Genomic DNA, 18,589 nt, shown 5'->3' on the forward strand with positions numbered 1-18,589 from the left:
ATGTCAAAAGAGAATATCAAAAAACGATTCCGCAACTGGCGTACCTGGATTGCGGTTTTTTCTTTGCTTGGATTTCTATTTACTAAGTTTGGAATGCCAGAAGCCAAAAACTTTATTGAAGAATTATTGCCTTATGTATTTGCGGTAGGTGTTTCATTAGGTATTTGGACAGACCATGAAGAAAAAGGGGAATATGTAAAATGAAAAAGACTATTAAAGTATTAAGCTCAGTTGTGACCGCTTCTATTATTCTATTAACATCTGTAGGAAGTGTTTTTGCAGATAGAGAAATGATTATTCCAGGGTTACCTCAAGTCGAATATCGCAATGGATATGGAGCGTATGAAGGTGTAGTAGCACATTCTACAGCGACTCCTGAAGCGCCTGCTATTAATATCCGAAACTATGAAGCAAGAACATGGCGTTCTGCATTTGTGCATTATGCAACAGATTGGGATGAAACAATTCAAATTGCTTCTACTAAGTATCAAGCATGGGGAGCAGGTCCGGCAGCTAATAAACGATTTGTTCATGTAGAGCTCTCTGAAACTAGTGACTCTATTAAATTTAAAAAATCATATGAAAGATATGTAAAGTTACTTGCTAAAATTTTAAAAGATAGAAATATCCATCCATCCATTGGATTGTGGACGCATAAAGACATTACGTATAAGCTTGGTGGCACAGATCACGAAGATCCGATTGACTATCTTCGTAGTCATGGTGTATCGGAATCAAAATTCCGTGCTGATGTATTAAAAGCATATAATGGAGATTCTATTTCAGTTGAAGCGAAACCACAGCAACCAAATGAAGTACCTGGTGTTATTAATGAAGTGGGAGTAGCGTATATTGATGGATACAATGTAAACCTTCGTTCTGGTCCATCCACAACAAATAGTGTTATTCGTAAATTACAAAAAGGTGAATCGTATAAAACCTGGGGTAAAGTAGGAAACTGGTTGAATCTTGGAGGAAATCAGTGGATTTATAATGATTCATCATACATTCGCTATAAAGAAGAATCGTCATCTGTGGAAGGTAAACGTGTAGTTTCTAAAGTGAATGACTTACGATTCTATTCAAAAGCTTCCTGGGCTGATAGAGATGTAGCAGGAACTGTCGATGAAGGATTAGGATTTACAATCCTTGATAAGGTATCTGTAAATGGCTCGCAGCAGTATAAAGTGAAGAATAGTAAAGGTAATGTGTACTATATTACAGCTAGTTCTTATTATGTAGAAATTAAATAGTAAGTATAAAAAGTGCCGGCTCTTAATTGAGTCGGCTTTTTTTATTGAGTATATTAAAAAAGTAATAGAGTCTTCTAAAAATACCTCTAAGTTCGTCAAAGTTTATTTTTAGAACAAAACTTTGATTTTCATGTTTAAAGGTCTCAACTACATTTACAACATGTTTATTAGTTATTTGTACAGATAAATTTCGATTTTTATTATCCGTCACTGTGACAATTCTTTTTTCATCGTCCACTAGATGTGGTCCCATTCCCCAAAAAATATTATTAGGATTTGATTTGTATTGTTGCCTTAAAGAATTATCAATGCATTCTTTTACTAATTTATCCATTTCGATATATTCATCATAAGTCATTTTAATTTCATTTATGCTTTGTGTTTTAAAATATTCTTGTTTAATCTCAATTAATTTCTTTTCTGAGTCAGCTCTTAAAACAATCTTTTGATAAGTATTTTCTTTGAATAAGCTTGTACGTTGCAATGTAATCACCGTCAACTTTGATAAGGATAGGGGTTATTATAAATCAGAAATTCTTCTAACTTGTTTTTTCTTCTTCTTAAAATTCCTTTTATATTCTTTAAAATCTTGCTTATCCACATGAAATTTTTCACCTGTAGCTACATTTTTAACTAAGTATGTTTTGCATGTGAATTCTCTTATATAGTAAATAATAACTCCTAATATAAGAGATAAACAAAATGTTGGAATAGCTAAGATAATTGCAAGTGCAGCTAGTATATTATCAGTTTTATGATCTCTCTGTAATACTAATCTTTTTCCCGCTGCAGCCTGAGCTTGTTCTAATTGCTGCATGCGTTGTAGCGATGCAATCGTATCATAACTCATGAAAAACCCTCCTTAAGAGTAGTAGACAAAGTCCCACTTGTATAAGAGAGACTTTGGATTTTTATTATTTAATAGTAACAAACTTTTTGAAGAATGCACTGCGCTTGTCTTTGTCATAAACATAAGGCTTATCAAACTTCTGTTGCCAAGATTTATCTTCAGTTTTTAAATTCTCTATTTTATATCCAATGTAAGAATTTAATTCTTTTCTATCTAAATTTATACTGTATGTTTTCCCTTCAAATGGTATTGTCATCTTTACAGTGCTTAAAGTTGGGAATTGTCTTAGTAGTCTAGTTGGTTCGCTTACTAATAACTTTTCAATTGTATGTCCCGTTGAAAAGTATTGTTTATATGCTTCATCATCTAATTTATTGTCAGGGTTATCAGTTTTATAAGATTCAAATGAATCGTAGAAAGTAATTTCAGCTTGGTTATTATTTACTTTCATTTCTTTTATGAAGCTTGCGCCTCTAATATTTTTAGCGTAGGAAACAAATTCTTCTTGAGTCACGGTTTCTTTGGTACCAGAGCTTTTGCGAACGGGATCTAGATTAATAAATACCATACATACAATAAATGAAATTAGAGCTGTAGAAAGATAAATTTTCACTACTCGTAAACGAGTGATTTTCTCTCCTCTTAATACAATTTTAGGCATGAATAAACCTATAATTAGAACGATAATTGACACAATAGATACTAGAAACAGTATCACTTCTAATGCGTTTAACAAAAAATCCACTCCTTAAAATTAAAATTGGTATAATACCTAAATCATACCAATTTCATGTAATACCTGTAAATGTTCGTTTCTAATTCATTGACGAAACAGAACGATTGTTCTATAATTTACACAAACAAATGTTCCTGTGGAGGTCATCTTATGAATCATTTACTTACATGCTCATTCAATCAAAAAATACCAATTGAATTAATTTATTTAAACGGTTCAGGAGATTTCTCTCAAAGAACTGTAATTGTCAGAAAGATATATGAAGATCGTATATTGGTGTATTGTATGAAAAAACAACAAGTTAGAACAATGAAATTAACTAATATACTATCTGTTGATAAAGTAAGAACAAAATATCAATACGCTTAAAAGGCTTAATGAGGTGATATTATATGACAAATGGAGTACCAAAACCACCAAAGAAGAAAGGTGGTTCAAAAAAGGAACCTAGACCATACATGGATGAATTCGAGCAACAAGAAGCTGCTGAATTAATACAATTGGCAGTACAGGATGATACAGAATTAGTGTTTACTGTGTATCGAAAGTATAAAGAACCCGATATTATTCAAGGTAAAATTGTTAAACTGGAACAACAAATGGGTAGAATTGTAGTGAGTGAAGACCCAAATATAATACATAAGATTCAATTCATGGATATTTTGAAAATCGCAACGCCTAGTTAATTTAGCTAGTTTTTTTTTTATATGGCCATAAATTCTTTATCAAAGTAGAACTTGTCCATTAATTTATTTACAATCCCGTTGAAATAAGCGAATTTACCCTTTTTCATTTTCGTTCCAGACTTAATTTTCATAACAAACTCTTTGATAGCTTTTAAGCCAATAGTAAGTTCCTGGTCTTTAGTAAATGCTTTATCACCTGTTGTATGGTTAACGATTTTATTACACTGTCTTACGACCTTCCACAGTTCTTGAATTGTTTTAGATTCACTGTAAAAAGAGTTAACTAAAGAAATAAAACGTTCTGGTACCCAATGAGCAACAAAGTCAGCTTGTTCAATATTCTCTTCTGGAGTATTGCTATTCTCATTACTATTACGTTTGTTTATATCTTTTATATTTTGTTTTAAGGTTTTAGTAGTTGTTTTATTGGTGTGACATTTTTCTTCATTTTTAACAGGAGCTTGTGTGACAACATGTTCTTCCACAATTGGTTGAATAACAATAGCATTACTTGTTTGTCTCATATCACTTTTACGCTTCATTTCTAGTTGTTTAATAATACCTAAAGACTCTAAGTGTAGGCATACTCTAATAACCGTTCTACGGCTAATATTGAGGTCTTCAGCGATGTGTTTTTTTGTTCTGAATGATACACCAAAGAACTTAGAAGAATAGTTGTGTAATTTATTTAATACAGCCAATTGAGTTTTATTTAACTGATCTACGAATTTTTCTTTGTATGCACGAACAGTCCTGTTTAATTCATCGACTGTTTTAAATGTTGCTAGGTTTTCATATGTTTCATTGCCTGCAATAATTGTAATGCTTTTTTTCTTTTCCATAACGATTTGTCTCCTTTTTGGAAACAAAAAAGCAACAGAATGCCAAGTGTAAGCAAACTGTTGCTAAGGAGCCCTTACGTACTGTAAAATAGTTCGTAAGAGTACAGCAAGTGTTTGCCTATCGTGAGTAGGCGGACGGTATATAGAGTGTTGACGCACTTTATATACACGCTGTGCTCTTTTGTTGTATTTATATGGCGTTTGGTCAATTGATGACTGGGCCACAGCTTTTAGCTCATTTAGCACAAATTCATGTTTGGTTTAAAGAATATGGGGTAAATATTAAGGAATAAGGGAAAAGCGGCTTACAATTATGTAAGTCGCTTTTTATTAAAGAAATTGTCATATAAAATTCAAAATCACCTTATAAATAATACTTAATTAGAATTATTATTTTGACGTACTTATTATTACTTGTTATAATTGGAAACAAACGTTCTTGAAAAAGATTCTCATTTATAAAATTGAGGTGTTATATAGATGACAAAGAAAAAAATAGGTTTACTCGTAATGGCGTATGGAACACCAGAATCATTAGACGATGTAGAGGCATATTATACACATATCCGTCACGGGCGTACGCCATCAGAAGAAGCGCTTGAAGATTTAATTGGGCGCTATAAAGCGATTGGTGGAATTTCACCGCTTGCAAAAATTACGAAAGAACAGGCGCATAAATTAACAGATTCAATGAATAACATATTTACAGAGTATGAATTTACTTGTTACTTAGGTTTAAAACATATTGCACCATTTATAGAAGATGCGGTAGAAGAAATGAAGCGTGATGGGATTGAGCAAGCGATTAGTATCGTATTAGCGCCACATTACTCTACATTTAGCATTAAAGCGTATAATGACCGTGCTATTCGTCTTTCGCAAGAAATTGGTGGTCCTGTTATTGAACCAATTGAACAATGGTATGATGAACCGAAATTTATTTCGTATTGGGCAGACCAAATAAAAGAGACGTTTACAGAAATTGATAATAAAGAGAAAGCAGTCGTAATTTTTTCAGCGCATAGTTTGCCAGAAAAAATTATTGCAACAGGAGACCCATATGTAGAACAACTAAAGCATACGGCAGATTTAATTGCAGAAGCTGCAAATATTCAAAACTATACAACGGGTTGGCAAAGTGCTGGGAATACTCCAGATCCGTGGATTGGTCCAGATGTGCAAGATTTAACGAAAGATTTATATGAAGAGCATGGGTACGAATCTTTCGTATATTGCCCAGTTGGTTTTGTAGCGGAGCATTTAGAAGTTTTATATGACAACGATTATGAATGTAAAGTTGTAACGGATGAATTAAATGCCAAATATTTCAGATCAAATATGCCGAATGCACAATCTGCATTTATCGACTGTTTGGCTGAAATTGTTTCCAAAAAAGTGAAGGAAATAGTTGACAAAGATTTAGTTTTGAATAATAATTAATTTATAATAATTTTAAATAAATAATGATTACTACGAAAGAAAGAGGAGGATCCCCCTAGATGAATCCAAATAATCGCTTAACAACAAACCAAGGTGCTCCAGTTGGAGACAACCAAAATTCTCGTACAGCTGGTCGTCGTGGACCAGTATTATTAGAAGACTATCATTTAGTAGAAAAACTTGCGCACTTTGATCGTGAACGTATTCCGGAGCGTGTTGTGCATGCACGTGGTGCAGGTGCTCACGGTGTATTCGTAACGAAAAATAGTATGAAGCAATATACGAAAGCAGCATTTTTACAAAATGAAGGAACTGAAACGCCTGTATTTGTTCGTTTTTCAACGGTTATTCATGGTCAAGGTTCTCCTGAAACAGCACGTGACCCACGTGGGTTTGCTGTTAAATTTTATACAGAAGAAGGAAACTACGATATCGTAGGTAATCATTTACCAGTTTTCTTCATTCGTGATGCAATTAAATTCCCTGATATGGTACATTCCTTAAAACCAGCACCTGATACGAATATTCAAACGCCAGATCGTTATTGGGATTTCATGACGTTAAGTCCAGAATCTACACATATGATGACATGGGTATTTTCTGATTACGGTACACCAGCAAGCTATCGTGAAATGGAAGGTTTCGGCGTCCATTCATTTAAATGGATTAATGAAGAAGGCAAAATTGTTTATATTAAATACCACTGGAAACCACAGCAAGGTGTGCGTAACTTAAATGCGAAAGAAGTGCAAGAAGTACAAGGGAAAGACTTCAATCATGCAACTCGTGACTTGTTCGATGCAATCGAAAAAGGAAATTACCCAAAATGGGATTTACACGTACAAGTTATGCAATTAGATGAAATGGACTCTTTAGACTTTGATCCACTAGATCCAACGAAAGTATGGCCAGAAGATCGCTTCCCATTAATGGAAGTAGGGACAATGACGTTAAATCGTAATCCGAAAAACTTCTTTGCAGAAGTAGAGCAAGTAGCGTTCTCTCCAAGTGCAACTGTAAATGGTATTGAGCCATCGGAAGATAAATTATTACAAGGTCGTTTATTCTCTTACCCAGATACACAGCGTTATCGTCTTGGTGCAAATTACTTACAAATTCCTGTAAACTGCCCATACGCAGCTGTTCATAATCAACAACGTGATGGTGCGATGCAAGTGAATCAAAACCCATCTACAATCAACTACGAACCGAGTCGTCATGCAGAGAATCCAGTTGAAGACAAAGCTTACCGCGATTCAACTATGAAAGTAGAAGGCTATGTATCTCGTGAAAAAATTGAGAAACCAAATGACTTCAAACAAGCAGGTGAGCGTTACCGTTCATTCTCTAAAGAAGAGCAAGATAACTTAATTGCAAACTTAACAAATGATCTAAAAGACGTAAATGAACGCACAAAATTATTAGCTGTTTGTAACTTCTTCCGTGCAGATCAAGAATACGGTATGCGTTTAGCACAGGCATTAAATGTTGATATTACGCAATATGTAGGAAATGCTCCGAAATAAATAGGAAAAGACGACCGAAGCCCGGTCGTCTTTTTTGTATAAAGTTATGTGGGGTATTTCGCATGTAAAACATGTCGCAATTTGTTGGTAAATCGATATGTTGTGTCGAACCGTTGATATATTGAAAGAAACAATCGATATATTTGAAAAATCGTTGATATATTCAAAAAATCGCTGATATATTCTCCCTAATACCAGATTGGGTATTGAGAAATCTATGTAACAAGTTCCCATTATTTAATAAGGCTAAGTGGCCTGAGTTCTACGATAGATAGGAACTCAGGCTTTTTTATGCAAAAAATTTATGAAATCTTTTTGGAATAAAACTGAGGACAAGAAAGAGGGCGATTTCTCCTAAAATAGCGACAATGATATTGAATAAAAAGGTACGGAAATTTGCAGTGATATGAGTAAGAATCGCGTATTTCCAATAAGATAAGCTCATGAAAATCACTCCTTGTAGCATTTTTTATAGTATATAAAATTTGTTTCGTAAAAGTGCGTGTCTTAGTTTGTGATTTGCGAAAAAACAAAATAAATTCTCAATATAATTTCAACAATTGAGTAATAAAACATGGAATATATTACCTGTTTAATTGCATAGGAATAGGAGTGTTTACAAAAATATTTTTTGAATTAACATAAAATTTACAAAAAACTAATAAATTGTTGAAATAATACAAACGTAAATATATACTCTATATATACTTTTTACAAAAAAAGGATGTGATGAAATGAATTACATGTTTACTTGGTAGGATAAGATTGATTCATTTTACAAATTCGAAAAAATTAAGTGAGGAGAAATGTACATGTTTCAATTTATGAAATCACCAATCGGTATAGCGGTTGGAGTAGCAGCGGTTATATTAGCGTCACCAAAAGCGAGAAAGGGGCTAAGAAAGCTAGCGGTAAAAACAGTATCTGCTTTTCTCGGTGCAAAAGAACAAATTCAAAATGCTAGTTCAGAAATGGAAGAAGCTTTACCGAAAGTAAAAGAAGCGGCACGTAAAGTGGCAGTAAAAACAGTATCGCCAATTATTGGAGCAGTAGAAGCTGTACCGACAACTATTTCTAAATTCCAGGAAAAATGGGCGTCTCGTGTAAATGCATATCATTCTGAGCAGAGTGTAGATTACGAAAGCATACCTGTTACTCCTTAGATAGTAAGTGATTTTACTTCCTTTACAAGGATAAGGAGGATGATGATGCAGAGTAAATTATTAAAAACGAGATTTATACGATCGTTACCTGGAAGAATTCGAATTGAAATATATAAACTAAAATACAACTTGGACATGGCGAACTTGATAGTAGAACGTTTTCGTGACGTGGAAGGTATTTATCAAGTGAGTCCCTCTATCTCTACAGGAAGAGCCCTGATTACTTACGATATCAACAAGACCTCTCTACATACCGTTTGTGAAATAATTAAACTCCTAGAAGAACAAACTACAAAGAATACTAACTTTAACAATATTGAAGAAACGAAGAAAGCAGAAGATTCTTCATCTAGTGTAATTTCTTACGAGAAAAAAGGTGAAGGTGTTCCATTGCCACTAGCGCTTTCTGTCGCTGGATTAGGTGCGTTCGGTATAAAGCAACTATTTATGGGAAGATCAGCTTTAGCTAGAAGTCCAGGGCTTTTTTACTTGTCGGGGGCTTTATCTGTTTTGACGGGATACCCGTTTTTAAAACGAGGATTCAAAAAAATGGTTGCTAGCAAAAAAGTGAATTCTGATCTAGTGCTTGGCATAGGAACGCTTGCACTCGCACTAGCGCGGGAAAATATCGTCGTACTAGCGGGACTTAGTCTATTAAATTATTTAAATTGGAAGCGTAGTCAAGCGAACATAAATGAAGAGAAAGATTCGTATAAAGAAAGAATTTTATCCCCGGAGATTAAAGCATACAGTGAAAAGCAATCGAAATGGGGCATGCTTTTTGGGGGAGCAACATGGGCCTTTACGAGAAATCCACTACGCGGAATGGCGGTTTTATTAGCTGCGAATCCGAAACCTGCAGTTTCGTCTGCTGAGTATGCATGGCGACAAGGAGATCTCGTTGCGAGGGAAAGAGGATATCTTATTCCAAATGAAGGATCGTTATCTCAACTGTCCCGAACGAGAACAATCGTATTTGACGATATATCGCGTATATGCTGTCATGAAGAAGCGGAGATTAGCTGCATTTCAGAAGATGAAGGGCAAGTTTGGTGCACGGCAGCCTCACTGCTGGAGAAAAGTGGGCATGATTGGAAAGAGGAAGTTGTGCAACGAGCGAAGCAAACAGGAAGAACGTTAAGGAAAGCTTTTGAAATCGAAGTTGATGACGAAGGGATAAAAGGTGACATACAAGGCATTCCATCCTTTATCGGGAGTAAAGTATTTGTGCAGCGAAATGGTGTAGATATAAGTGCTTATGAGTTAGAAGCGAAAGGACTTGGCAAAGAAGGATTTAACGTTCAGTTCGTTGCTAAAGGTAAAAAATGTGTAGGATTGTTAGTTGGATCGAAAATGACGATTACACCTGAATTCACAGAAATAATGAAAGAATTAGGTGAAAATCAGTGGAAGTTTGCAGTTTTGCAAAATAGTTTACATGTAAATCATAGTGTTCTTTCGCAGCACGGTATTGATGCAAGTTGGCAACATAGTGATGTTGTAGAGCGTGTGGAGCGTATTCGTTCGGATGGGGAAGAAGTATTATTTGTTTGTGAGGATAATATTGAATTTCCGTCTGTATCTTATTATGAAATGAAAAATATATTTCAGTCAATCGCCTATGCGAAACAAATCGATTTATTAGTGAAAGAACATTTTCGAGTAGCGAAAATATGGAATATTGCCGGGGAGATGCTGGCTGTTTGGTCTATATTCACGGCACCTATTATCGCTTTAATGGCAAATGCTCTATCTTTAACGTTTTTATCTAGAGCGAAGCGAGTAAGTGAGAAGATTTTTTCTAATAAAAAGTTACTGAATATGAACCACTCGGTAGCTAGAGAAACTTCTACAAAATGGTATGCACTCTCGCAAGAAGATGTAATAAAAGATTTACAAGTGGAGAAACAGCAAGGGCTAAGCGCTCGAGAAGTGCAAATGCGACAAGAAAAGTATGGAATGAATAGAATTGAACCGAAGCAGTCTGTTCCTTGGATTGTTTCATTTATGGGGCAATTTAAAGAGTTTACATCGCTTATTTTACTTGGAGCAGCTGGATTATCTGTATTATCAGGTGGGGTGTTTGATGGATTAGCGATGGGGACAATTCTCGTCGTCAATGCGGTAATTGGAACCCTTCAAGAGCGAAAAGCAGAAAAAGTAGTAGAAGCTTTAAATCAATTCCGTGCGCCAAATTGTATAGTAACCCGTGAAGGGGAAGAGATAGAGGTAGCAAGTAGTGAGCTCGTCCCAGGTGATGTTGTCTGCCTTCAAGCTGGAGACCGCGTACCTGCGGATCTTCGTATTATAGACTCTTGGAATTTAGAAGTTAATGAAGCGATGCTAACGGGTGAGTCTCTACCAGTTGAAAAGAAAGTGGATGCGGTAGGGGAAGAATGTTCGTTAGCGGAGCAGAATAATATGCTCTTTATGGGCACATCCGTAACGCGCGGCAAGGCGAGAGCTATAGTAGTGGAAACCGGGATGAGTACAGAGATGGGCTATATGATTTCCTTAATGAAGGGGGAAGAAACAGAGCCTACACCACTACAGCAAAAGGTGACGTCTATTAGTAAAACCTTTATTAAAGGAGCATTTGTGGCTGGCGGTATTGTGCTTGTAGCAGGATTGCTACGCGGTTTACCGATTACGCAAATGATTACAACATCAGTTGCTCTTACAGCATCTGCTGTGCCAGAAGGTTTACCGATTATGATTACAATCGCTTTAAGTGCAGGAATCTTTCGTATGCAAAAGCAAAATGCACTTGTTCGGAAGCTTTCTAGTTTAGAAACGTTAGGTAGAACAACTGTTATTTGTTCTGATAAAACAGGTACTCTTACGAAGAATGAAATGACAGTTAAAGTCATTGCCACACCAAATCGTATGTGGAGTGTATCGGGTGATGGATATGAACCAGTTGGTACAATATCGGATGTAACGTCGTCTAAAGTCGCAGCTGCTGTAGAGATGGAAGTAGAAGAAGCGACTTATCATGAAAGTGAAAAAACGCCGTTAGAACATCCAGATTTTGTTCGCGTTCTGCAAATTAGTGTTCTTTGTAATAATAGTAAGTTAGAACATGAAGACGATCAGTGGATTGTGAAAGGTGACCCAACTGAAGGGGCTTTATTAAGTTTTGCTTCTAAAGCGGGTGTTTCATATAAGGATATGGCATCATTTGAACGACATCATGAAGAACCGTTCGATTCTGAGACGAAAATTATGAGTGTCGTTTGTAAGGAAAATGAATCATTGTATAAGTTTTCGAAAGGATCTGTAGAGGCGATCCTTACTAGATGTAAATGGTATCAACATAACGGTGAAATCTATCCGTTATGTGATAAAGAAAAAGAGGTCATTTTACAACAAAATGAAGGTTTTGCAGAACAGGCATTACGTGTATTAGGTTTTGCGTATAGTAATGTTGAGAATAATGACCTTATTTTTGTTGGGTTAGTTGGTATGATTGATCCGCCAAAACCTGAAGTGGAAGAGAGTATTCGTGAAGCGATTGAACTTGGTGTAAAACCTGTCATGATTACTGGGGATCATCCGACTACGGCAATTTCTATTGCGAAGCAGACCGGTATTTGGAATCGTGATGATCGTGTTTTGACAGGGGTAGAAATCGACAATGTAACAGATGAACAATTAAAAGAAATTGTAAAAAATACTTCTGTTTTTGCTCGCGTAACACCGGCACATAAGTTACGTATAGTAGCTGCATACCAAGCGGACTGTCAAATTGTAGCGATGACTGGGGATGGTGTAAATGATACACCTGCTATAAAGAAAGCGAACATTGGTATTGCGATGGGGCAAACAGGAACAGAAGTAACGAAAGAAGCTGCCGATCTTATATTGAAAAAAGATCATTTCGGTTCCATTGTGGAAGGGGTAAAAGAAGGTAGAACGATTATTGGTAATATTCGTAAAGCGGTTGGATGTTTATTGACGGGAAATTTAGCTGAAGTATTAGTGACAAGTGCGGCAGTTATTGCGGGAATGCCGATTCCGTTAGTACCAATTCAAATTTTATTAATGAATCTTATTACAGATGCTTTACCAGCGATGATTTTAGCTGTAAATCCTGGAAACAAAACGAAGCAAACGAAACGTCAAGACATTGTTGATAAAGAGTTGTACAAAAAAGTTGTAACGCGAGGAATACTGCTTGGAGCAGGGTCACTTGCTTTATTCGGTATGAGCTTAGCGGCTGGCGTGCCTCTTGCGGTAGCGCAAACATCAGCATTTGCAGCATTAGTTGCAGGTCAACTTATTCAAACATTCTCTTGGAGACAAGAAGGATCGGACGAAACGATGCGTGATTGGTCAAAAGATCGTTTCTTTGTGACGGCGTTAGGAACGTCTTGGCTTGTATTATTATCAGCTATATATGTTCCGCCATTTGCTCGTATATTCCATACCGCTCCATTAACATTTATGCAATGGGTACCTGTTCTTTTTGTAGCTGGTACAGTATCTCAAATTTCAAAACCTATTATTAAATTAATCTCATATAAGAATGATGACTCGAAAAAGTTGGTAGTTAATGAACTAGCATTATTAAAAACAGTGTAAAGGAGTAATGAAAATGATACGAAAAATTGTTATTGGATCTACTTTAGCGTTAGCAAGTGCCGCTTTATTACCTGTTGTAAGAAATACACTCCGTCCACTTGTTGAATCAGGTGCAAAAGGTGTGAAGTCTACTTTTGAAACGATTAAAGAAGAAGTGGAAGATATTATTGTAGAAGCGAAAATGGATAGAATGCAAAAACAATTCGAGAAAGAACTTTCTTATGTTGAAGAAGAACATTCTAATGAACAAGAGATAATTGAAGCAGCTGCAAAGGTTGAGGAAAAGGAGGAAGTAAGAAATGACGCATAAAGCTGTTGAACAAGATGTGGATTACCATTTAGAAAAAGCGTTAGTACATTTTGAACAGGCACTAGACTTGAGTGTAAAAGCGGCATCTGAAAATAAGGCGATGCAAAAAGAGATTGCTACTAAAATGGGATCTTTTACGGGAGATATCTTTCAATCCGTTCGTGAAAAAGGAAAAGTGAATCGCATGAATATAATGAAGTGGTTCACTCTACCCCGTTTTTAAACAGAGCTGTTAAGTGGAAGGAATATAGGGAGTTATTTTCTCCCTATATTCATATTCCATGCTATGTATGTCACGTTAGTTTCCGGGATGTTCAACAATACGAAGGGGTGAACGAAATGGCAGCATGGATGATGGTATTAGCGCTAACGTTTTCATCAAGTATTGACAACTTAGGGGTAGGGATTTCTTATGGCATTCGAAATATAAAAATTAGTCATCTATCAAATTTTATTATTTCGGTAATTTGCTTTTTATTTAGTGTAGTAGGAATATATTTTGGCTTATGGCTATCAAAAATTTTACCTGGGATAATGCCGGTTGTAATCGGTTCGTTCTTATTAGTTATAATCGGTCTCCGAATCATCTTACTAGCAATTCCTCGGAAGGTTTCGGTGCAAGAGATTGAAGGAGAAGTGGGGGACACTGAAATAAATGGCTTAACGAAAAATATCGGTAAATCTGGGGAAATCGGTTTTGTGGAGTCTATTTTTCTTGGGATTGGTTTATCTGCTAATGCGCTCACAAATGGATTAGGAGCGGGTTTGTTCGGTTTGAATCCAATTGCTATTTGTATTGCAGCTGCAGTTGGTAGTTTTATTACAGTATGGGGCGGAGTTGTGTTGGGAAGAAAGATAGCTCACGTTCGCATCGGTAAATTCACTTTAGGTCAGTTTGGTACATTGATTAGTGGAACATTATTATTAGTTATTGCCTTTGCTGCATTTTTTGATTAATTCATAGAAGGTGAGTGAAAGTGAGATTACTGTATAAAAGACTGAAATATTCGGAATTAGAATCGGAGTTACAATTAGTAGAAAGTGTTTTAAGTTCGGGGTATTTTATTTTATTGGATTTAATCTTCGTATCTTTCTTATTAATGGTACTGACCTTTTCTATGCATCATTCATTTTTTATAGCAATTGTCACATTCGTGAGTTCTTACATAATTTGTGGTAGTGTATTTTTATTATTACGGAAATGGTTAAAATGAGTTGAAAAGCTATCTTAATTTTTTAAGATAGCTTTTTTGTTTACAAAATGTAAACATATAAAGGACTTCTATCTTGTAAATAGTCGAAAAAATTTGTTAATATGAATTGTATAGAGATTATAGTTGTTTTTCTTATAATAACTATGGTTATTCTCGTGAATAAAGGGGAATGAGATATGTCTCAAGATAATGAAAAAAGTAATCTTGGATTGTTGTTGAAAAAGTTACTTAAGGAAAAGTCTTTATCGATGCGAAAGCTTAGTTTGCTTACTGAAATTGATACGGCTACTATTTCAATGATTGTAAATGGTAAGCGAAAGGCAAATCCGAAGCATTTGCAAAAGTTCGCGGAGAGTCTTGGTGTTCCAGTTGGTGATTTGTTTGTGGCAGCAGGCTATTCTATTGAAACGAAACAGGAGGAGCAATCGGATATTCATGTTTCCATTAATAACATTGAACATTTACTTGAATCCGCACAGCTCTATGATCAAAAGTTTAGTATATCGAATGTAGAGCAGCAATTAACGAATTATGAACAATATTCGCAAACAGAAGAAGGCAAAGAAACGATTGAAAAGGGGTTTCTTGAAAAGATTCAAAAGGTAAGCAGTATTGGCCCGTTTATTAATGATTTAAAAGAATTGTATGAAAGATTTACGAAGAAGAAGGGAACGACTGCAGAACTTGCTTTAATGGGAAGTGCGCTGATCTACTTTATATTATCGGTCGATGTAATTCCGGATTATATATTTCCAATCGGCTATTTAGATGATGCGGTTGCAGTACAACTCGTTTTAAATGCACTAATGAAAAGGTAAGATGTTTATACGAATAGATAGATAAGGATATTTATATACCAATAGTTTGAGATAATTGTATCGTTATGAATATACGAAAAAGGTGTACCCCGTGTTAGAACGGAGTACACCTTTTTCGTTTTAATTTGCCGATTCTTCTACATACTCATAAGCTTTCTCACCATGCATCGAAATATCAAGTCCCATGTGTTCCTCGTGCTCATCTACTCGAACGGGGAGGAAAAAGCTAATAACTTTAATAATGGTGTACGTCATTATGATTGTAAAGGCATAGGTTGCCCCGATTGCTACAAGTTGTTTAAACAGTAACGCGGCGTTTCCGTAAAACAATCCGTTCGCACCATCCCCGTTTACGGCAGTAGTTGCAAATAGTCCTGTTGCAATACCGCCCCAAGTTCCTCCGATGCCGTGGCATCCAAAGGCATCAAGTGTATCGTCATACCCGAATTTTGTTTTTAAGAAGAAAACGGCGCCAAAGCATAATATACCACCAATTGCTCCGATAAGAAGGGCGGAGAAAGGTGTAACGAACCCGCAAGCTGGTGTAATAGCGACTAGACCAGAAACAACTCCGCAAGCAGCTCCCATTGCGGTCGGTTTTGATTGGAAGAACCATTCAGAAAGCATCCAAGTTAGAGCCGAGGCAGCGGCGGCTATATTTGTATTAATAAATGCAGTTAACGCTACGTCGTTTAAGGATAATGCGCTGCCGACGTTAAAGCCGAACCAGCCAAACCATAATAAACCTGCGCCTAACATTGTAAATGGCAAATGGTGAGGAGAAGAACCATTTATGTTTTTTCGTTTTCCAAGGAAAATAGCTAATACAAGACCAGCAACTCCGGAAGTGATGTGAACGACGTTTCCGCCAGCGAAGTCTAGGGCGCCAAGTTCCCTTAGCCACCCACCGACGCCCCATACCCAATGAGCGACAGGATTGTAAACGATTGTTGTCCATAGAAGGATAAAAATAAGAAAGGCAGAAAATCGCATTCTTTCAGCAAATGCACCTGAAATTAAAGCTGGAGTTAAAATGGCGAACATGAGTTGAAACATCATGAATAAATTGTGAGGAATAGTAGATGAGTAGTCTGGATTTGGTGCGTAGGTAACTCCGTTTAGACCGAACCAATCAAGTGTACCGATAAGCCCGTGCCAATCTGGTCCGAATGATAAAGAATAGCCGATAACAATCCATTGAATCGAAACGATAGCCATTGCACTATAACTATGCATCGTTGTACTGAGTACATTTTTGCTGCGAACCATACCTCCATAAAAAAGTGCCAATCCTGGTGTCATCAACATGACCATTACTGTCGCCATAAACATAAAAACTGTATCTCCCATATCCATGATCTCTCCTCCTATAATGTTAGAAAAAATAACATATATTTGTTATGTTTCATATCATATTCGAAATTAAACCGAAAATCAACTAAAAATTCAGAAGATTATATATATGATGTAATAAAACCTAACATGAATTATTTTGTGAGGATTAAAATCGACATATGCGCTTCATTCAGAAAATTGGTATAATATTCTTACAATTAAAGAACTTGGGGGATGCGTGTGGGAAAAATACGGACTAGGAAACTATTCATTTGTTTTTGCTTAGCTGTTGTTTTGTTTGTACCAATACATACTTTTGCAGACGAAAAAAGAGAGTGGCGAGATGAAGTTATATACTCCATTATGATTGATCGCTTCAATAATGGAGAACCGAAAAATGACAAGCAGTTAGAAGTTGGTAATTTAGAAGGGTATCAAGGCGGGGATATAAGAGGAATTATAAAAAGGTTGGATTACATAAAAGAAATGGGTTTTACTACCGTTATGCTTTCGCCGCTTTTTGAAAGTGGAAAGTACGATGGATTAGACGTGCGAAATTTTAAAAAGGTAAATGAACATTTCGGGACAGACAATGATGTGAAAGAACTTGTAAAAGAAGCTCATGCAAAAGGAATGAAAGTTGTATTTCAATTTCCACTTGGAGAAAACGAACGACAGGTAATTGACGCAATGAAATGGTGGATAAAAGAAGTTGATTTAGACGGAAGCTATGTTATACATAGTGAAAAAAAGCCGCGTTCCTTTTGGGATAACGCGCAAAAAGATATGCAAGTGATAAAGAAAGATTTTCGTATTATGACAAAGGAGGATGGTGAATACAACGAAAAAATAGTAGAATCGTTTTCTAAAGCAGATGTATCGGTGAAATCGTTATACGATGTGAGTAAAAAAGAAGGAGAATTTGTTACGTTTTTAGATGATCAAGAAACAAAAAGATATGCGCGTATTGCAAAAGAAAATATGTATTATCCGCCATCACGTTTAAAACGGGCGCTTACTTATTTGTTAACATCACCTGGAATTCCGAATTTTTATTACGGAACTGAAATTGCATTAGATGGAGGAAGTGTACCCGATAATAGACGATTAATGGATTTTAAGTCAGACGAAAAATTTATGCAGCACATAACAAAACTAGGTGAACTTAGGCAGGCGAGACCGTCTTTACGACGCGGTACGTTTGAGCTTCTGTATGATAAGAGCGGGATGAGCATACTAAAACGAAAATATAAAGATGAAGTAACTTTAGTAGCAATTAATAATACGAAAGAAACACAAAAAGTCTCCTTACCTGCAGGTGCAATTGGTGAAAAACAAGAGTTAAGAGGATTGTTGCAGGATGAAATTATAAGAGAGGGAAACGGAAAATTTTATCTCGTTTTAAAGCGTGAAGAATCAAACGTGTATAAAGTTAACGGAGAAACAGGTGTGAATTGGTTATTTATCTCCTTAATCGTTGGTGTGAATGTATTATTTATTGCGTTTTTAATTGCAGTTAAAAGGAAACGTAGATGAGAAGTTGCTGGCTCTATGTTCATGTCTTCTTATTGTATATGTAAGTTTGTTCGGTGGCGCGATAGTATTTATTCTGTTGATATGAAATTTCTTAAGAGAAACGATGTGAGAATGAAAACGTCCCTAGTGAGAGGAGGGCCAGGTTAGGAAGGGGATGTTCTTCCTAACCTGTTTTTTGTGTTAGCACCGATAGGGAAGAATCTTTGAAGCAATCAATAATTGTAACTATATTGATTTTACATTACATTAAAAGTTAGAGAATACTCTTATACTAATACAGTGCTAAATAGTAGGTG

At 35.9% G+C, this 18,589-nt stretch carries 19 protein-coding genes and 1 pseudogene; 15 read left to right on the forward strand and 5 right to left on the reverse strand.

The features are described 5' to 3' along the window. Both ACS2CR_RS13010 and ACS2CR_RS13015 read left to right on the forward strand, forming a co-directional pair. A complete protein-coding gene (locus tag ACS2CR_RS13010) occupies positions 1-204 on the forward strand; it encodes a hypothetical protein (RefSeq protein WP_038413810.1) in 204 nt (67 codons plus the stop codon). Next, on the forward strand, positions 201-1,253 hold the full coding sequence (locus tag ACS2CR_RS13015) for an N-acetylmuramoyl-L-alanine amidase (RefSeq protein ID WP_309567737.1): 1,053 nt from the start codon (positions 201-203) through the stop codon (positions 1,251-1,253). The genes ACS2CR_RS13010 and ACS2CR_RS13015 overlap by 4 nt, the downstream gene beginning before the upstream one ends. Positions 1,254-1,275: 22 nt before the next feature. Here ACS2CR_RS13015 and ACS2CR_RS13020 read toward each other — a convergent pair whose 3' ends face one another. The 3 genes from ACS2CR_RS13020 to ACS2CR_RS13030 all read right to left on the reverse strand — a co-directional run bounded on the left by ACS2CR_RS13020 (position 1,276) and on the right by ACS2CR_RS13030 (position 2,839). Beyond that, positions 1,276-1,737 (reverse strand): hypothetical protein, encoded by a 462-nt coding sequence (locus ACS2CR_RS13020; RefSeq protein WP_309567738.1) that lies wholly within the window; start codon positions 1,735-1,737, stop codon positions 1,276-1,278. A 36-nt stretch (positions 1,738-1,773) separates the two neighbouring features. Continuing rightward, complete coding sequence (locus ACS2CR_RS13025; protein ID WP_153602676.1) at positions 1,774-2,103, reverse strand: hypothetical protein; 330 nt, start codon at positions 2,101-2,103, stop codon at positions 1,774-1,776. A gap of 64 nt (positions 2,104-2,167) precedes the next feature. Continuing rightward, positions 2,168-2,839, reverse strand: coding sequence for a hypothetical protein (locus tag ACS2CR_RS13030; RefSeq protein WP_153602675.1), 672 nt, complete (start codon positions 2,837-2,839; stop codon positions 2,168-2,170). Positions 2,840-2,989: 150 nt separating this feature from the next. On the opposite strand from ACS2CR_RS13030, the gene ACS2CR_RS13035 reads away from it, so the two are divergent. Beyond that, positions 2,990-3,208, forward strand: coding sequence for a hypothetical protein (locus ACS2CR_RS13035; protein ID WP_153602674.1), 219 nt, complete (start codon positions 2,990-2,992; stop codon positions 3,206-3,208). 23 nt (positions 3,209-3,231) lie between these two features. Beyond that, the gene (locus ACS2CR_RS13040; protein WP_153602673.1) at positions 3,232-3,525 is read left to right on the forward strand and encodes a YolD-like family protein; all 294 of its coding nucleotides are present in this window, start codon (positions 3,232-3,234) and stop codon (positions 3,523-3,525) included. Positions 3,526-3,542: 17 nt separating this feature from the next. Here ACS2CR_RS13040 and ACS2CR_RS13045 read toward each other — a convergent pair whose 3' ends face one another. Beyond that, positions 3,543-4,367: a helix-turn-helix domain-containing protein gene (locus ACS2CR_RS13045; protein WP_153602672.1), complete on the reverse strand. Its 825-nt coding sequence runs from the start codon at positions 4,365-4,367 to the stop codon at positions 3,543-3,545. Positions 4,368-4,567: 200 nt separating this feature from the next. Here ACS2CR_RS13045 and ACS2CR_RS13050 point away from each other — a divergent pair. From ACS2CR_RS13050 to ACS2CR_RS13095, 10 genes and pseudogenes are all read left to right on the forward strand, one after another. Beyond that, positions 4,568-4,660: pseudogene (locus ACS2CR_RS13050) on the forward strand (aspartate--ammonia ligase); the annotation flags it as partial. A gap of 187 nt (positions 4,661-4,847) precedes the next feature. Beyond that, on the forward strand, positions 4,848-5,807 hold the full coding sequence (gene hemH / locus ACS2CR_RS13055; protein ID WP_053513458.1) for a ferrochelatase: 960 nt from the start codon (positions 4,848-4,850) through the stop codon (positions 5,805-5,807). A 59-nt stretch (positions 5,808-5,866) separates the two neighbouring features. Beyond that, the gene (katB, locus tag ACS2CR_RS13060; protein ID WP_001069180.1) at positions 5,867-7,333 is read left to right on the forward strand and encodes a catalase KatB; all 1,467 of its coding nucleotides are present in this window, start codon (positions 5,867-5,869) and stop codon (positions 7,331-7,333) included. Positions 7,334-8,145: 812 nt separating this feature from the next. Continuing rightward, positions 8,146-8,496 carry a YtxH domain-containing protein gene (locus ACS2CR_RS13065; protein ID WP_000486133.1) on the forward strand — a complete coding sequence of 117 codons (351 nt, stop codon included), beginning with the start codon at positions 8,146-8,148 and terminating at the stop codon, positions 8,494-8,496. Positions 8,497-8,541: 45 nt separating this feature from the next. Beyond that, positions 8,542-13,080 (forward strand): cation-translocating P-type ATPase, encoded by a 4,539-nt coding sequence (locus ACS2CR_RS13070; protein ID WP_053513455.1) that lies wholly within the window; start codon positions 8,542-8,544, stop codon positions 13,078-13,080. 13 nt (positions 13,081-13,093) lie between these two features. Further along, the gene (locus ACS2CR_RS13075; protein ID WP_000619724.1) at positions 13,094-13,390 is read left to right on the forward strand and encodes a hypothetical protein; all 297 of its coding nucleotides are present in this window, start codon (positions 13,094-13,096) and stop codon (positions 13,388-13,390) included. Then, positions 13,380-13,613, forward strand: a complete 234-nt coding sequence (locus ACS2CR_RS13080; RefSeq protein ID WP_000148974.1) for a hypothetical protein — start codon at positions 13,380-13,382, stop codon at positions 13,611-13,613. The genes ACS2CR_RS13075 and ACS2CR_RS13080 overlap by 11 nt, the downstream gene beginning before the upstream one ends. 116 nt (positions 13,614-13,729) lie before the next feature. Beyond that, positions 13,730-14,347 carry a sporulation membrane protein YtaF gene (gene ytaF / locus ACS2CR_RS13085; RefSeq protein ID WP_000741933.1) on the forward strand — a complete coding sequence of 206 codons (618 nt, stop codon included), beginning with the start codon at positions 13,730-13,732 and terminating at the stop codon, positions 14,345-14,347. Between the two features lie 20 nt (positions 14,348-14,367). Next, positions 14,368-14,604, forward strand: coding sequence for a hypothetical protein (locus ACS2CR_RS13090; protein ID WP_001238640.1), 237 nt, complete (start codon positions 14,368-14,370; stop codon positions 14,602-14,604). A 176-nt stretch (positions 14,605-14,780) separates the two neighbouring features. Then, a complete protein-coding gene (locus ACS2CR_RS13095; protein WP_000076219.1) occupies positions 14,781-15,422 on the forward strand; it encodes a DUF1232 domain-containing protein in 642 nt (213 codons plus the stop codon). 120 nt (positions 15,423-15,542) lie between these two features. On the opposite strand, the gene ACS2CR_RS13100 is transcribed toward ACS2CR_RS13095, so the two are convergent. Next, positions 15,543-16,778 carry an ammonium transporter gene (locus tag ACS2CR_RS13100; protein WP_000367127.1) on the reverse strand — a complete coding sequence of 412 codons (1,236 nt, stop codon included), beginning with the start codon at positions 16,776-16,778 and terminating at the stop codon, positions 15,543-15,545. Positions 16,779-16,991: 213 nt separating this feature from the next. Here ACS2CR_RS13100 and ACS2CR_RS13105 point away from each other — a divergent pair, with 213 nt between their 5' ends. Continuing rightward, entirely contained in the window at positions 16,992-18,293 is a 1,302-nt protein-coding gene (locus ACS2CR_RS13105) for an alpha-amylase family glycosyl hydrolase (RefSeq protein WP_309567969.1), read from the forward strand. The last annotated feature ends 296 nt before the right edge of the window (positions 18,294-18,589 follow it).

Source organism: Bacillus cereus group sp. BceL291 (genome assembly GCF_051776705.1).
Lineage (GTDB): Bacteria > Bacillota > Bacilli > Bacillales > Bacillaceae_G > Bacillus_A > Bacillus_A cereus.

Bases quoted from the DNA above. Each gene is read 5' to 3' on its own strand.
- ACS2CR_RS13040 (WP_153602673.1), top strand. From the start codon at position 3,232: ATGACAAATGGAGTACCAAAACCACCAAAGAAGAAAGGTGGTTCAAAA.
- hemH (WP_053513458.1), top strand. From the start codon at position 4,848: ATGACAAAGAAAAAAATAGGTTTACTCGTAATGGCGTATGGAACACCA.
- ACS2CR_RS13080 (WP_000148974.1), top strand. From the start codon at position 13,380: ATGACGCATAAAGCTGTTGAACAAGATGTGGATTACCATTTAGAAAAA.
- ACS2CR_RS13075 (WP_000619724.1), top strand. From the start codon at position 13,094: ATGATACGAAAAATTGTTATTGGATCTACTTTAGCGTTAGCAAGTGCC.
- ACS2CR_RS13070 (WP_053513455.1), top strand. From the start codon at position 8,542: ATGCAGAGTAAATTATTAAAAACGAGATTTATACGATCGTTACCTGGA.
- ACS2CR_RS13100 (WP_000367127.1), bottom strand. From the start codon at position 16,778: ATGGATATGGGAGATACAGTTTTTATGTTTATGGCGACAGTAATGGTC.
- ytaF (WP_000741933.1), top strand. From the start codon at position 13,730: ATGGCAGCATGGATGATGGTATTAGCGCTAACGTTTTCATCAAGTATT.
- ACS2CR_RS13095 (WP_000076219.1), top strand. From the start codon at position 14,781: ATGTCTCAAGATAATGAAAAAAGTAATCTTGGATTGTTGTTGAAAAAG.
- ACS2CR_RS13015 (WP_309567737.1), top strand. From the start codon at position 201: ATGAAAAAGACTATTAAAGTATTAAGCTCAGTTGTGACCGCTTCTATT.
- ACS2CR_RS13045 (WP_153602672.1), bottom strand. From the start codon at position 4,367: ATGGAAAAGAAAAAAAGCATTACAATTATTGCAGGCAATGAAACATAT.
- ACS2CR_RS13105 (WP_309567969.1), top strand. From the start codon at position 16,992: ATGCGTGTGGGAAAAATACGGACTAGGAAACTATTCATTTGTTTTTGC.
- ACS2CR_RS13035 (WP_153602674.1), top strand. From the start codon at position 2,990: ATGAATCATTTACTTACATGCTCATTCAATCAAAAAATACCAATTGAA.
- ACS2CR_RS13065 (WP_000486133.1), top strand. From the start codon at position 8,146: ATGTTTCAATTTATGAAATCACCAATCGGTATAGCGGTTGGAGTAGCA.
- ACS2CR_RS13010 (WP_038413810.1), top strand. From the start codon at position 1: ATGTCAAAAGAGAATATCAAAAAACGATTCCGCAACTGGCGTACCTGG.
- ACS2CR_RS13025 (WP_153602676.1), bottom strand. From the start codon at position 2,103: ATGAGTTATGATACGATTGCATCGCTACAACGCATGCAGCAATTAGAA.
- katB (WP_001069180.1), top strand. From the start codon at position 5,867: ATGAATCCAAATAATCGCTTAACAACAAACCAAGGTGCTCCAGTTGGA.